Origin of the sequence: Acinetobacter sp. AOR34_HL (assembly GCF_027854795.1) — a bacterium.
GTDB lineage: Bacteria > Pseudomonadota > Gammaproteobacteria > Pseudomonadales > Moraxellaceae > Acinetobacter > Acinetobacter junii.
In genome coordinates, this window is the sequence record NZ_JAKTID010000047.1 from 24,988 (window position 1) to 38,659 (window position 13,672).

A 13,672-nucleotide genomic window follows, 5' to 3' on the forward strand; every position below is an offset into this window, starting at 1 on the left:
ACAAAATCTATACTCAAAATTCATTCTGCTCTTAAACTGAGCTTGAAATTTAAAAACCTATTAAAATTCATAATTTTAATAAAAATATAACAAAACTATATTGCCGTGTATCAGTTTGGTGAACGACTACTTGTTTACAATGTAAACGTGTGTATATTGCAAAACATAAACCAATGTATCTGTCAGATTTTTAAAGATAGATTCTCTCTGATTGTAGGGGCAAACATATGAGCCAAGAAGAAAAGTTACCGAAGATTTTGATTGTTGAAGATGACGAACGATTAGCGCGTTTAACACAAGAGTATTTAATCCGTAATGGGTTAGAAGTTGGTGTTGAAACAGACGGTAACCGTGCCATTCGTCGTATTATTAGCGAACAACCAGATTTAGTTGTACTTGATGTGATGTTACCAGGCGCAGATGGCTTAACAGTTTGTCGTGAAGTTCGCCCACATTACCATCAACCGATCTTGATGTTGACAGCGCGTACTGAAGATATGGATCAGGTACTTGGTTTAGAAATGGGTGCGGACGATTATGTCGCTAAACCTGTACAGCCACGTGTGTTGTTGGCTCGTATTCGCGCACTTTTACGTCGTACTGACAAAACAGTAGAAGATGAAGTTGCTCAACGTATCGAATTCGATGATCTTGTGATTGATAATGGTGGTCGCTCAGTCACTTTAAATGGCGAATTAGTAGACTTCACTAGCGCTGAATATGACTTATTATGGTTATTAGCATCTAATGCTGGTCGCATTTTATCGCGTGAAGACATTTTTGAGCGCTTACGTGGTATTGAATACGATGGACAAGATCGTTCGATTGACGTGCGTATCTCACGTATTCGTCCAAAAATCGGTGATGATCCAGAAAACCCTAAACGTATTAAAACAGTACGTAGTAAAGGTTATTTATTTGTAAAAGAAACCAACGGGGTCTAAATCCTCCGAATCCCTCTTTTTCATGAAAGGGGGATGACTCCCTTGAATAAAGGGACTTGTGCAGTTTACTGCTCAGGAGGGACTTTAATTAGTTTGGAATTATTGACCTTATGGTAAGTCGAGTACTCAAAAACAGCATATTCTTGCGTATCTATGCTGGTTTGGTCGTTTTAGTGGTTGTGGTTGCCGCATTTTGTTATTTGCTGGTTCAAATCATTAACTACCAACGTGCGCAAGAATATCGTGAATCACTTACGGATGGGATTTCATTCGTAATTAGTGAAGGGGTATCTCGTCAGCCTGCCAAGCAGCAAAAGCTAGATTGGATTTCTGATGCTTCTGATTTGTTAGAGCTTCCAATATATTATGTTGATGCTGCGCGTGTTGAATTATCTCGAACTGAGAAAAGAAGAATTTCTGAGCAAAAATCTGTTGTGCGCTACGATGCAAACAACGGGGTTGGTTATATTATTATTGGTCTAAAAGATGACCCGAAGCATTTTATCTATATTAAAGTAGATAAAATTGGCGAACGTCAGATGAAGGCGTTGCCTATATTTGTCTTGGATTATTTAATTTTCTATCCTGGACAAGAGCGTGAATACTTAGAAAAAATTAAAAAGCACTTCTATTATCCGATTGATATTTTAGATATTCGTGAGATTAATCTCGATTCAGAGCAAATTGGTCGTTTACGCCAAGATCAAAGTGTCCTGTTATATAAGGACAGTGCGACTGTTCGAGGTACAACTATTTCGATTGTTTCACCAATGCCGAATCATCCAGCACAAGTTTTGGTCTTAGGTCCAGTCCCAATGTTCAATTGGATGCCATTCCAGCTTGCAGCAGGGATTACTCTATTTAGCTTATTCTTGTTGAGTTTAGGCGTATATGGATTGATTTTACCTTTAGAACGAAAGATTCGTCAGGTTCGTCATGCCTTAAACAAAATGAAATCTGGTGATCTGTCATTGCGTGTCACGATCGAGGGAAGCGATGAAATGGCAAACTTGGCATCCAGTTATAACAATATGTCCGATCATATTCAGCGTTTAATCGAGGCACAACGTGAGTTGATGCGTGCGGTTTCTCATGAGTTGCGCACACCTGTTGCTCGTATACGCTTTGGGATGGAAATGCTTGCCGAAGAAGATGATTATAATTATCGGATTCAGCAAGTGGATATGATTGATAAAGACATTGAAGCGCTGAATACCTTGATTGATGAGATTATGACTTATGCCAAATTGGAGCAGGGTACACCATCATTAGATTTTGAAGATGTCGTGCTAGTTGAAGTGTTGGATCAAGTGGCGATGGAAACAGAGGCACTGAAAACACAAAAAGAGATCGAACTCATTGCACCTCCTTTAGCGCTTCGTGTCGAGGCTGAAAGACGCTATTTACATCGAGTCGTACAAAATCTTGTGGGGAATGCGGTTCGCTATTGTGACAATAAAGTGCGAATTAGTGGTGGTGTTCGTGCGGATGGTAAAGCCTATGTCTGCGTCGAAGATGATGGTCCTGGTATTCCAGAGCAAGAGCGCTCACGTATTTTCGAAGCGTTTGCACGCTTAGATGATAGTCGTACTCGTGCCTCAGGTGGTTATGGATTGGGGTTGTCAATTGTAAGCCGTATCGCATATTGGTTTGGTGGTGATATACAAGTCGATCAAAGCCCAAATCTCGGTGGGGCGCGTTTTATCATGACATGGCCTGCAAAACGTTATAAACAGCCTGCAAAAAAATAAACCTCAGATATCTGAGGTTTCTCTTTGTCACAATTAATTATTCTTGCACAGAAGCATCTGGTTCGATGAGTGGATACCCCGACTTTAAACGCTGTAATGCATCAGCATTAAAATCAATTAATAAAGAGTTGTTTTTTACATCAATCTTATAATTTCGAATGAGTGGTTTATCTCCATCAAGTGTTTCGACTTTATATGTATCAGCAATATTTAGAATACCTTCTAGATTTGTTGTGGTCGCAGCAAAATCCTCTCTAAAAACTTCATAAATATCTCTTAGGTCAAAAATCGCATTGTCTGCGTCAGGATGTTTTTGAATATAAGTTTCGATATGACGCATTAAGAGTTGTGAGAAAAAGAAATAGTCTGTGTCATGTGTGTATTCTAGCTGCATATTTTTCTCCTTGTTTTATAACTCTAGAATACCGATGAATGAAGACAAGAGTGTATAAACTTAATTAAAGCATGTAGCTGAATTGAAACATATTATGTCGATATCACAACTTGGTTTCGCCCTTGATGTTTGGCTTGATACAACGCATCGTCAGCCTGTTTAAATAGTGCATCAATAGATTGTTGATTTTCAGGAGTACACAAACAGATCCCAATGCTGACTTGTATGTAAAACTGCTGCCGATCATTGAGTGGAATAGGCATCTTGCTGATGTTTAAACGTATATTTTCAGCATATTGAAAAGCTGTATCAGGGTCGATGTCACTCATAAAAATTGCGAATTCTTCACCACCTAAACGTCCAAGTAAATCATTTGGTCTGAGTAATGAATGAATCACCTGTACGCAATATTTCAGTGCTTTGTCTCCCATTTGATGACCATAGGTATCATTCACTTTTTTAAAGTGGTCGAGATCGAGCATCAAAAATGCAGTGGTTTGTTGTGCTTTTTGAGCTTGTGCATGTAGTAGTTGTACTGACTGGAGGAATTGCCGTCGAGTTAAACTAGAGGTGAGTTCATCATGTGCAATGATGTGTTGTAATTCTTGAATGAGCTTTGACCTTACCATATTGATATTGGACACAGTAAGAGGTGCAATCGTCATCATAATCAAGCCAAATCGAATAGAGATGGTATTGTTTAAATATTCATGTGGATAGAGTTGTAAATAATTTTCTGAAACATGATGAATGATAAAAGCACAGGTTATCGAAGTAATGATCACAACAGAAAAATGTCGATAAGCAAGCGCACACCAAATCAAGGGTGCAATTGGGTAAAGTAGCGAACCTGGTCCTGTATCGTAATATGCAATCACAATTGAAATAAGAACTGCAAATAGCGGAAAACTCTGTTGAACAGTTTGAGTTTTAAATTCTATAAATTGTTGTTTTAACTCTTTAAAGTTTGGTGCACTAAGTAGTGCAGGAAGAAGTAAGAGGGCATTTTGGATTTCAGCAGTAAACCAATAGCCAAAATCGATCCAAAACGTACCCAAAGCAAATTTAGTATTAAAATAGGGGAGTGAAATCGCAGCGAATAATGAACTAGATAAAGCCCCAATACAGCAAAAGCTAAATAAAAATAGATAAAAGTAACCTTGATGTAATGAGCGAATGTAATTTTTAAATTTAATGTAAAATGCCAATGTGGTGATGACATAAAGTAAATTGGCTGAGGTTAAACATACATTCAGCAAAAAAAGGGGTGTCTTGCATTGAATCTGCAATTAAATACCCAGCTATAGCGCCAATAAAACTGACGGGGTGGCGTGTTTTAGGGAAGCGAATCAGGATACCTAAAAGAACGGAGTTCGCTGGCCAAAATGAAGCTAAAAATGTAAGTTGGCGTGTTACGATGCCAAGTAAGCAGCAGAGCAAGATAACTGCACTAAACAATAGAAATAATTGGGAAAGCGAAAGAGATTTTGATGCGACTTTAAGTGAGGGCATTCTAACGCTGTTCCTGATGGCTTTTGAGTGGCGCTATTATATAAATTTTGTTTAAAATTTCACCATAAATTTATGCTTATACAATCATTTGGTTCATGTTGTTATATTTTTGCGCATGGCTTGTAAAAGAAGAATGTTTTTGGCGCATAAATATAGAAAAAAATGATTAATAACTTATACGTGATTTGATTAATCGATTTTTGAGGGTGAATTAACACTGATCTTATATATATCAGTAAATTTATGAACAAAATCATCCAAAAGACTAAAGCGCTTCAACTAGCATGAGAAATTAGAAATCAGGTACAATTGGCGGGATTAATTTTGTGTTTGGTGTATTTGAAGGCCAATACATACATTCTTTGTTAAAAATAGGCCTGCCAGGAGTTATCCCCGCATGAGTGCCATTACTCCATACGATTGGGCGATTATCGCTTTCGTGATCGGCGTTACATTTCTTTGCGTTTTTATGCTGACAGTCCCTTTACTCCTTGGGGGTAAAGCATGGGGGCGTGCCAAGCAAGAGCAGTTTGAATCAGGCGTAGTAGGTGCGGGCGGTGCTCGTATTCGCTTGTCAGCCAAATTCTATCTCGTTGCCATTTTCTTTGTTGTTTTTGATCTTGAAGCTCTCTATCTCTACGCGTGGTCTACATCTGTGCGTGAAGTAGGGTGGTTTGGATTTACCACGGTTGTGATTTTTGTGGTTGATCTCTTGATTGCCTTGATTTATGCCATTTCTGTTGGTGCGTTGAACTGGGCGCCAGTAGATCGTCGTAAATCTGCAGGTGTTGCAATGAAAATTGGTTCGCCAAATATGAATATTGCTGAGATCACTCGATTCAATAACATTGAAGAATTGGTTGTCGATCCTACAGGTCATATTCCAGCACAGTCTTCTGGTCGTGTTAAATCTAAAACACCGACTACATCATCATTTAAACAGGAGTAAGTCGGGATGAAATATACTTTAACCCGTGCGAATCCAGATGCCGATCAATATCCATTGCAAGATCGTCAGATCGTAACTGATCCATTAGAGGAAGAAGTTAATAAAAGTGTGATGATGACACGTCTTGAAGATGTGTTGCATACAGCTGTGAACTGGGGGCGTAAGAACTCCTTGTGGCCATTCAACTTTGGTACATCATGCTGCTACGTTGAATATGCAACTACATTAACTGGCGTTCATGATTTATCACGTTTTGGTGCAGAGGTTATTCGTGCTTCACCTCGTCAAGCGGATTTGATGATCGTTGCAGGAACTTGCTTTGTCAAAATGGCACCTGTAATTCAACGTTTGTATGAACAAATGTTGGAGCCAAAATGGGTGATTTCAATGGGTGCTTGTGCAAACTCTGGTGGTATGTACGACATCTATTCTGTGGTGCAAGGTGTAGACAAGATTATTCCTGTTGATGTGTACATCCCAGGCTGTCCACCGCGTCCAGAAGCATTAATCCAAGCATTGATGTTACTTCAAGACCAAATTCAACTAGAGCGCCGTCCACTTTCAGCGGTTATTGGTGATGATCTTCAGCCTGTTTATAAGCCAAAGATGATGCCAGAACGTGACCGTAAAAATGCTGATCGTATTGCGGTGAAAAACCTACGCTCTATGGATGAAATTAAATAATTTAAACGATGAGTTTTTGACATATCGCTTATTGGATATGGTCATCGTGGAAATTGACAGAATTTGTATTAAATAGGAAGCCAAGCCAATGGCTGAAACTGACATTGCTATGCCAGAATCGACTCAGGTTGATTCACGCCCAGCATTTGCAATTGTGGAAGAGCTCAAAACCAAATTTGGTGAGAACTTCTACGTGCAGGCGACTTGTGAAGAGTTTCCAACTGTCTGGGTTGAGCGCGCACGCGTGCAAGAAGTCCTCATGTTCCTCCGCAAAGTGGAACGTCCTTATGTGATGCTGTTTGACTTGTCTGCGGTTGATGAGCGTTTACGTGTTCACCGTGATGGGTTGCCTCCATCTGACTTCACAGTGTTCTATCATCTATTATCGCTTGAGCGTAATAGTGATATCCGTATCAAAGTTGCGTTGAATGAAAATGATTTAAACATTCCAACGGCAACCAATATTTGGCCAAATGCCAACTGGTACGAACGTGAAGCTTACGATATGTTCGGGATCAATTTCGAAGGGCATCCAATGCTCCGTCGTATCTTGTTGCCGACTTATTGGGAAGGTCATCCGTTGCGTAAAGAATATTCTGCGCGTGCGACAGAATATACGCCATATATGCAAGATCAAGCGAAACAAGATTTCGAACAAGAACACTTACGTTTCGTACCAGAAGACTGGGGTCTAAAACGCGGTAACGCTGATGAAGACTTCATGTTCCTCAACTTAGGTCCTAACCATCCATCTGCACATGGTGCTTTCCGTGTGGTTTTACAGTTGGACGGTGAAGAAGTCAAAGACTGTGTGCCTGATATCGGTTATCACCACCGTGGTGTGGAAAAGATGGCTGAACGTCAAACTTGGCATTCATTCATCCCTTATACGGATCGTGTTGACTACTTAGGTGGTTGTGCGCAAAACATGCCATATGTAATGGCAGTTGAGCAACTCGCAGGGATTAAAGTGCCTGAGCGTGCGCAAGTGATTCGTGTGATGTTGAACGAATTGTTCCGTATCAATAACCACTTATTATTCTGTGGTACAGCGATTCAGGATGCCGGTGGTATGACGCCTGTATTCTATATGTTCGCAGACCGTCAGAAAGTCTATGACATCGTTGAAGCGATTACGGGCTACCGTATGCATCCAGCATGGTTCCGTATCGGTGGTACGGCGCATGACCTTCCAAACAACTGGCAAAAACTTGTTAGAGAGTTGCTAGAGTGGATGCCGAAACGTTTGAACGAGTACTACACAGCTGCACTTAAAAACTCAGTATTTATCGGTCGTACGCGTAACGTAGCGCAATACGATGCTAAGTCTGCGTTAGCTTGGGGTGTGACAGGTACTGGTTTACGTGCAACGGGTATTGATTTTGATGTCCGTAAATATCGTCCATACAGTGGTTATGAGAACTTCGACTTTGATGTTCCAGTGGAATATGAAGGCGATGCATATGCGCGTGTTTTAGTGCATTTCCGTGAAATTACTGAATCACTAAAAATCATTCAACAGTGCTTGGATAATATGCCTTCTGGTCCATATAAAGCGGATCATCCATTGGCAGTTCCACCACCGAAAGATAAGACATTACAAGATATTGAAACCTTGATTACGCACTTCTTGAGCGTGTCATGGGGTCCTGTTATGCCTGCTGGTGAGTCTTCATTCATGACTGAAGTAGTGAAAGGTGCGAGTACGTATTACCTCACTTCTGATAAGTCAACAATGAGCTACCGTACTCGTATTCGTACGCCAACATTCACTCATTTACAGCAAATGCCTTCTGTTATTAACGGCAGCTTAGTATCTGACTTGATCATTTATTTGGCGACCATTGACGTAGTTATGGCTGACGTGGATCGCTAGGGGTAAACGATTATGATGATTTTGACTGATAAAAAACCACGTGTGAATGTTGAAGGGATTTTGACTGCTGACGAAATCCATGAGATTGAACATCACATTGGTCACTATCCGTATCCACGCGCAGCTTCTTTGGATGCTTTAAAGTGTGTACAACGCCGTAATGGTTGGGTAGATGACGCTCAAATGAATGCAATTGCGCAATTGCTGACTATCAGTGTGGCTGATTTAGAGGGTGTAGCAACGTTCTACAATCGTATTTATCGCCAACCTGTAGGTCGTCACGTAATTTTATTATGTGATTCGATTGCTTGCTTCTTAATGGGTGCAGAAACTTTAGCAGAAGCATTTCAGCGCGAGTTAGGCATTCAATACGGACAAACTACAGCAGATGGTCGTTTCACCTTGCTTCCAATTTGCTGTTTAGGCAATTGTGACAAAGGTCCAACGTTAATGATTGATGAAGATACTCACGGTTTAGTGGATGTATCATCAGTTAAACAGTTATTGGAGAAGTATGTATGAATACTGAACCAAAACCAATTTATGGCGACGGTAATCCAGAAACTCATCCGCTAACTTGGCGTTTGAGTAAGCAAGATGCAGTACGCAATGCTGATGAATACGAAGCTTTAGAAGGTTATGCAGGCTTTAAAAAAGCACTTAGTATGCCTCCAAAAGATGTACTCGACGTCATTAAAGCTGCAACGGTTAAAGGTCGTGGTGGTGCAGGTTTCCCAGCAGGTATTAAATGGTCATTGATGGCACCAAATGATGGTGGTCCACGATATTTGATCTGTAATGCTGATGAAATGGAACCTGGAACATTCAAAGACCGTTTGTTGATGGAAAAGCTTCCACATCAATTGATCGAAGGTATGTTGATTGCTGGTTATACCCTAGAGGCAACTCATGGTTATATCTTCATTCGTGGTGAATATATCGAAGCTGCTCAATACTTGAATGAAGCATTAGAGCAAATTCGTGCCAAAGGTTATCTAGGTGAAAACATCCTAGGTAGTGGCTGGAACTTCGAAATGTATGTTCATACAGGTGCAGGTCGTTATATCTGCGGTGAAGAAACTGCATTAATCAACTCGCTTGAAGGTCGTCGTGCCAATCCACGTACTAAACCACCATTCCCACAAGTTGCGGGTGCATGGGGTCGTCCAACGATTGTAAATAACGTAGAAACCTACAATAACTTGCCAGCGATTATGTTGCGTGGTCCAGAATGGTATATCAACCTTTCTGCACATAAGTCTAAAGATCCTGGTACGAAGATCTACGGTGCATCAGGTAAGGTGAAATTCCCTGGTCTTTGGGAGTTGCCATTTGGTACAACTGCACGTGAAGTGATTGAAGATCATGCAGGTGGTATGCGTGATGGTTTAACACTGAAAGCATGGTTGCCGGGTGGGGCATCAACAGACTTTTTAGCTGCTGAACATATTGACTTACCAATGGATGCTGAAAGCATCATGAAGGCAGGTTCACGTTTAGGAACATGTTTGTTGATGGTCGTAGATGAAACCCAATGTATGGTTTCAGCGACCCGTAATTTAGAAGAATTCTTTGCGCGTGAATCGTGTGGCTGGTGTACGCCATGCCGTGATGGTTTGCCATGGGCTGTTAAAGCACTGAAAGCACTCGAAAGTGGTGAAGGTAAGATGGAAGATATTCAACATCTATCTGAACTCACTAAAAAGTTGTGGATTGGTAAGACTTTCTGTGCCCACGCACCAGGTGCGATGGAGCCACTGATGGGCGCATTAAAATATTTCCGTCATGAGTTTGAGGCAAAGGTTAAAACCCATGCCGCTACTCGCGATGTAGAACAGGTTTAAGGAATTCGACTATGGCTACAATTCATGTCGATGGAAAATCGTATGAAGTCAATGGCTCAGAGAACTTGCTACAAGCATGTTTAAGCCTTGGCATCGATATCCCGTATTTTTGTTGGCACCCATCCTTAGGTTCTGTTGGTTCTTGTCGTCAATGTGCGGTAACTCAATACGCGAATCCTGAGGACACACGTGGGCGTTTGGTAATGTCTTGTATGACACCAGCCGCTGACAATACTTACATTTCGATTGAAGACAAAGAAGCAACAGAGTTTCGTGCATCGATTGTTGAATTCTTGATGACGAATCACCCACATGACTGTCCAGTCTGTGAAGAAGGTGGTCACTGTCATTTACAAGATATGACGGTCATGACTCAGCACGATCGTCGTCGCTATCGCTTTACGAAACGTACACATCATAACCAAGAGTTAGGTTCTTTTATTGCACATGAAATGAACCGTTGTATCGCTTGTTACCGTTGTGTTCGTTACTATAAAGACTATGCGGGTGGTACCGACTTTGGTGTTTATGCGAATGCATCACGTGTTTATTTCGGTCGTCCAGAATCAGGTACATTAGAATCTGAATTCTCTGGTAACTTGACTGAAGTCTGCCCAACAGGTGTATTTACCGATAAAACACACTCTGCACGTTATAACCGTAAATGGGATATGCAGTATGCTCCGAGCGTATGTCATGGCTGTTCTTCGGGCTGTAACATCTCTCCAGGTGAGCGTTATGGTGAAATCCGTCGTGTCGAAAACCGTTTTAATGGTTCAGTAAACCAATACTTCCTTTGCGATAAAGGTCGTTTCGGTACGGGTTATGTCAATCGTGAAGATCGACCACGCCAACCTCAATTCCGTAACGGTGAAACTGTTGCAACTGTGAGTGTTGATCAGGCACTTGATCAAGTCATTGCACAGCTTAAAGGTAAGAAAGTTCTAGGTATCGGTTCTCCTCGTGCAAGCTTGGAATCAAACTACGCACTTCGCCAACTTGTTGGTCAAGCCAACTATTCAACAGGTATGTCTCAAAAAGAGCAGAACTTGGTTGAGTTAGCTGCTTCAATCATGCAAACACAGGGTATCTATAACCCGAACATGCGTGAAATTGAGAGCTATGATGCAGTTCTAATCTTGGGTGAAGACTTAACGCAAACAGCACCACGTATGGCTTTATCAGTTCGCCAAGCTGCGAAAAATAAAGCGAAAGAAATGGCTGCGAAAACGCGTACTCCTGACTGGTTAGCAGAGCCTGTGCAACGTATTGGCCAAAAAGCAAAATCACCGATTTATATTCTTGCTGCAACACAAACGCGTTTAGCGGATGTTGCAACAGGTGAAGTTGTTGCTTCTCCAAACGATATTGCACGTTTAGGTTTTGCTGTCGCTGCTGCTATAAAAGGTGAAACAGTATCTGGTCTTGACGATGATGCAAAAGCATTTGCACAAACGATTGCTGACACTTTAAAAGCGGCGAAAAAACCATTGATTATCTCTGGTACAAGCTTGCAAGACTCAGCGATTATGGAAGCTGCTGCACAAGTTGCACAGAATCTTGGTGAAAATGCTGGTTTATCTTTGACGGTTCCTGAAGTGAACTCAATGGGTCTAGCATTATTCGGTGGTTTAAGCTTAGAACAGGCATTTGCTCAAGAGTATGATGCTGTTGTTGTGGTTGAAAATGACTTAACTCGTCGTTTACCAGTTGCACAAGTCAAAGCTGCACTTGAGAAAGCTGAAGCTGTAATTGTATTGGATCATAGTGAAACAGAAACTCTGAAACTAGCAGATATCGTTCTTTCTGCTGCAAGTTTTGCAGAGGGTGATGGTACTGTTGTGAGCCAAGAAGGTCGTGCGCAACGTTTCTATCAAGTATATGACCCAAGCTATTACAAGCCTGAATATGCAATCAAAGAATCTTGGCGTTGGTTACATGCCGTTGAGACTGGTCTCAAAGGCAAAGCTGTAGATTGGACACTGCTTGATGATGTGATTGATGACATCGTGAAGAATGTTCCTGTGCTTGAAGCCATTCAAGATGTTGCACCTGATGCAGGATATCGTATCCATGGCTTGAAGATTGCGCGTGAACCACGTCGTTATTCTGGTCGTACAGCAATGCGCGCGCCATTATCTGTTCATGAACCTAAACAGCCAACTGATCTAGATTCAGCATTAACATTCTCTATGGAAGGTTATGTCGGTAATCAGACAGCTTCTTCGCTAGTACCTTTCGCATGGTCTGCAGGTTGGAACTCACCACAAGCTTGGAATAAATACCAAGATGAAGTGGGTGGTCACTTAAAAGGCGGTGATTCAGGTGTGCGTTTATTTGATCGTTTAGCTAAACGTCCTGCACGTAGCTATGTGGCACCAACTGCTGTTGTTGTGAACCCTGAAAGTTTCCGTCTTGTACCAATGCACCATATCTTTGGTTCTGGTGAATTTACGATTAAAACACCTGCAATGGAATCTCGTATTCCTGAAGCGATGTTTGCTGTTGGTGAACAAGATGCAACACGTTTAAATGTTCAAGACGGTCAACGTATTACAGTACAAGCAGGCGAAACAAGCATTAGTTTACCTGTACAAGTGATTGAATATTTACCAACAGGCTATATTGGTTATCCAATTGGTTTAGCACCAACAGTTTCATTGGCTGAGCCTGTGTCTGTGGCGGTAGGAGTGTAATTCATGAATCAAGAAATTATACGTCAAACGCCACTTTGGGCTGAGAACTGGCCAATCGCTTATTCAGTGATTCAAGCGATCGTGATCTTGTTGGTTGTGGTTCTTATCGCTGCATTGATGTCATTTATCGAACGTCGTCTCTTGGCATTGTGGCAAGATCGTTATGGTCCTAACCGTGTCGGTCCTGGAGGTATGTTCCAGATCGTCGCTGACATGCTTAAGATCATGTTTAAGGAAGACTGGACACCAAAGTTTGCTGATAAATTGACTTTCCGTCTAGCACCAGCAGTTGCAATGGCAACTGCGGTACTTTCATTTATGGTTATCCCAGTAAGTCCATATTTGGGCGTTGCTGATATGAGCATCGGTCTGTTGTTCTTTATGGCAATGGCGGGTATCGCAGTTTATGCAGTGTTATTTGGTGGTTGGGCATCTAACAACAAATACTCATTGCTTGGTGGTCTTCGTTCTGCTGCTCAAACCATTTCTTATGAAGTGTTCTTGGGTATCTCATTAATGGGTGTGGTTGCGATTGCGGGATCTTTTAACCTTCGTGAGATTGTTGAAGCTCAACGTGATATGTGGTTCATCATTCCACAATTTATTGGTTTCTTGATCTTCGTGGTCGCAGGTGTAGCAGTGACTCACCGTCATCCATTTGACCAACCAGAAGCTGAACAAGAGTTAGCTGAAGGTTACCATGTTGAATATGGTGGTATGAAGTGGGGGATGTTCTTCGTTGCAGAGTATGTCAACGTGGTATTAATCTCAGCTTTGATCGTCACTTTATTCTTCGGTGGATGGTTAGCTCCATTTAACTTAGAAATTCCATTTGTTCCACCAGTTTTCTGGTTCGTAATTAAAACAGCATTCTTTGTAATGATGTTTGTCTTGGCGCGTGGATCTTTAATGCGTCCACGTTATGACCAAGTCATGAATTTTGGTTGGAAAGTTTGTTTGCCATTGGCGTTGGTCAACTTGTTAGTGACTGGTGCTGTGATTCTGATGAATCAGGCCTAGGA

The 13,672-nt window shown here is 41.4% G+C and carries 10 protein-coding genes and 1 pseudogene; 9 read left to right on the top strand and 2 right to left on the bottom strand.

What is annotated here, in order from left to right; translation table 11 throughout:
* Positions 1-227 precede the first annotated feature (227 nt).
* The gene (bfmR, locus tag MKL32_RS08230) at positions 228-944 is read left to right on the top strand and encodes a response regulator transcription factor BfmR (protein WP_004914319.1); all 717 of its coding nucleotides are present in this window, start codon (positions 228-230) and stop codon (positions 942-944) included.
* Positions 945-1,054: 110 nt separating this feature from the next.
* Positions 1,055-2,695, top strand: coding sequence for a sensor histidine kinase BfmS (gene bfmS / locus MKL32_RS08235; RefSeq protein WP_270900388.1), 1,641 nt, complete (start codon positions 1,055-1,057; stop codon positions 2,693-2,695).
* A gap of 37 nt (positions 2,696-2,732) precedes the next feature.
* Here the strand turns inward: bfmS and MKL32_RS08240 are convergent, their stop codons facing one another.
* The gene (locus tag MKL32_RS08240; protein ID WP_004914312.1) at positions 2,733-3,089 is read right to left on the bottom strand and encodes a hypothetical protein; all 357 of its coding nucleotides are present in this window, start codon (positions 3,087-3,089) and stop codon (positions 2,733-2,735) included.
* Positions 3,090-3,181: 92 nt separating this feature from the next.
* Positions 3,182-4,601, bottom strand: a pseudogene (locus MKL32_RS08245) (GGDEF domain-containing protein).
* Positions 4,602-4,998: 397 nt separating this feature from the next.
* Here MKL32_RS08245 and ndhC point away from each other — a divergent pair.
* The 7 genes from ndhC to nuoH all read left to right on the top strand — a co-directional run bounded on the left by ndhC (position 4,999) and on the right by nuoH (position 13,670).
* The gene (gene ndhC, locus MKL32_RS08250) at positions 4,999-5,550 is read left to right on the top strand and encodes an NADH-quinone oxidoreductase subunit A (protein ID WP_004914305.1); all 552 of its coding nucleotides are present in this window, start codon (positions 4,999-5,001) and stop codon (positions 5,548-5,550) included.
* A 6-nt stretch (positions 5,551-5,556) separates the two neighbouring features.
* On the top strand, positions 5,557-6,234 hold the full coding sequence (locus MKL32_RS08255; protein ID WP_004881335.1) for a NuoB/complex I 20 kDa subunit family protein: 678 nt from the start codon (positions 5,557-5,559) through the stop codon (positions 6,232-6,234).
* An 88-nt stretch (positions 6,235-6,322) separates the two neighbouring features.
* Complete coding sequence (gene nuoC, locus MKL32_RS08260; protein ID WP_005403165.1) at positions 6,323-8,110, top strand: NADH-quinone oxidoreductase subunit C/D; 1,788 nt, start codon at positions 6,323-6,325, stop codon at positions 8,108-8,110.
* A gap of 12 nt (positions 8,111-8,122) precedes the next feature.
* Positions 8,123-8,632 (top strand): NADH-quinone oxidoreductase subunit NuoE, encoded by a 510-nt coding sequence (gene nuoE, locus MKL32_RS08265; protein ID WP_004638051.1) that lies wholly within the window; start codon positions 8,123-8,125, stop codon positions 8,630-8,632.
* Entirely contained in the window at positions 8,629-9,954 is a 1,326-nt protein-coding gene (nuoF, locus tag MKL32_RS08270) for an NADH-quinone oxidoreductase subunit NuoF (protein WP_004952448.1), read from the top strand. Before nuoE ends, nuoF begins: the two co-directional genes overlap by 4 nt.
* Before the next feature lie 11 nt (positions 9,955-9,965).
* Positions 9,966-12,650: an NADH-quinone oxidoreductase subunit NuoG gene (gene nuoG / locus MKL32_RS08275; RefSeq protein ID WP_125271973.1), complete on the top strand. Its 2,685-nt coding sequence runs from the start codon at positions 9,966-9,968 to the stop codon at positions 12,648-12,650.
* A gap of 3 nt (positions 12,651-12,653) precedes the next feature.
* Complete coding sequence (nuoH, locus tag MKL32_RS08280; RefSeq protein WP_004914292.1) at positions 12,654-13,670, top strand: NADH-quinone oxidoreductase subunit NuoH; 1,017 nt, start codon at positions 12,654-12,656, stop codon at positions 13,668-13,670.
* Positions 13,671-13,672 lie beyond the last annotated feature (2 nt).

What these genes read in the sequence shown, in the direction of transcription:
- bfmR (WP_004914319.1), top strand. Translation starts at nt 228, where the DNA reads ATGAGCCAAGAAGAAAAGTTACCGAAGATTTTGATTGTTGAAGATGAC.
- bfmS (WP_270900388.1), top strand. Translation starts at nt 1,055, where the DNA reads ATGGTAAGTCGAGTACTCAAAAACAGCATATTCTTGCGTATCTATGCT.
- MKL32_RS08240 (WP_004914312.1), bottom strand. Translation starts at nt 3,089, where the DNA reads ATGCAGCTAGAATACACACATGACACAGACTATTTCTTTTTCTCACAA.
- ndhC (WP_004914305.1), top strand. Translation starts at nt 4,999, where the DNA reads ATGAGTGCCATTACTCCATACGATTGGGCGATTATCGCTTTCGTGATC.
- MKL32_RS08255 (WP_004881335.1), top strand. Translation starts at nt 5,557, where the DNA reads ATGAAATATACTTTAACCCGTGCGAATCCAGATGCCGATCAATATCCA.
- nuoC (WP_005403165.1), top strand. Translation starts at nt 6,323, where the DNA reads ATGGCTGAAACTGACATTGCTATGCCAGAATCGACTCAGGTTGATTCA.
- nuoE (WP_004638051.1), top strand. Translation starts at nt 8,123, where the DNA reads ATGATGATTTTGACTGATAAAAAACCACGTGTGAATGTTGAAGGGATT.
- nuoF (WP_004952448.1), top strand. Translation starts at nt 8,629, where the DNA reads ATGAATACTGAACCAAAACCAATTTATGGCGACGGTAATCCAGAAACT.
- nuoG (WP_125271973.1), top strand. Translation starts at nt 9,966, where the DNA reads ATGGCTACAATTCATGTCGATGGAAAATCGTATGAAGTCAATGGCTCA.
- nuoH (WP_004914292.1), top strand. Translation starts at nt 12,654, where the DNA reads ATGAATCAAGAAATTATACGTCAAACGCCACTTTGGGCTGAGAACTGG.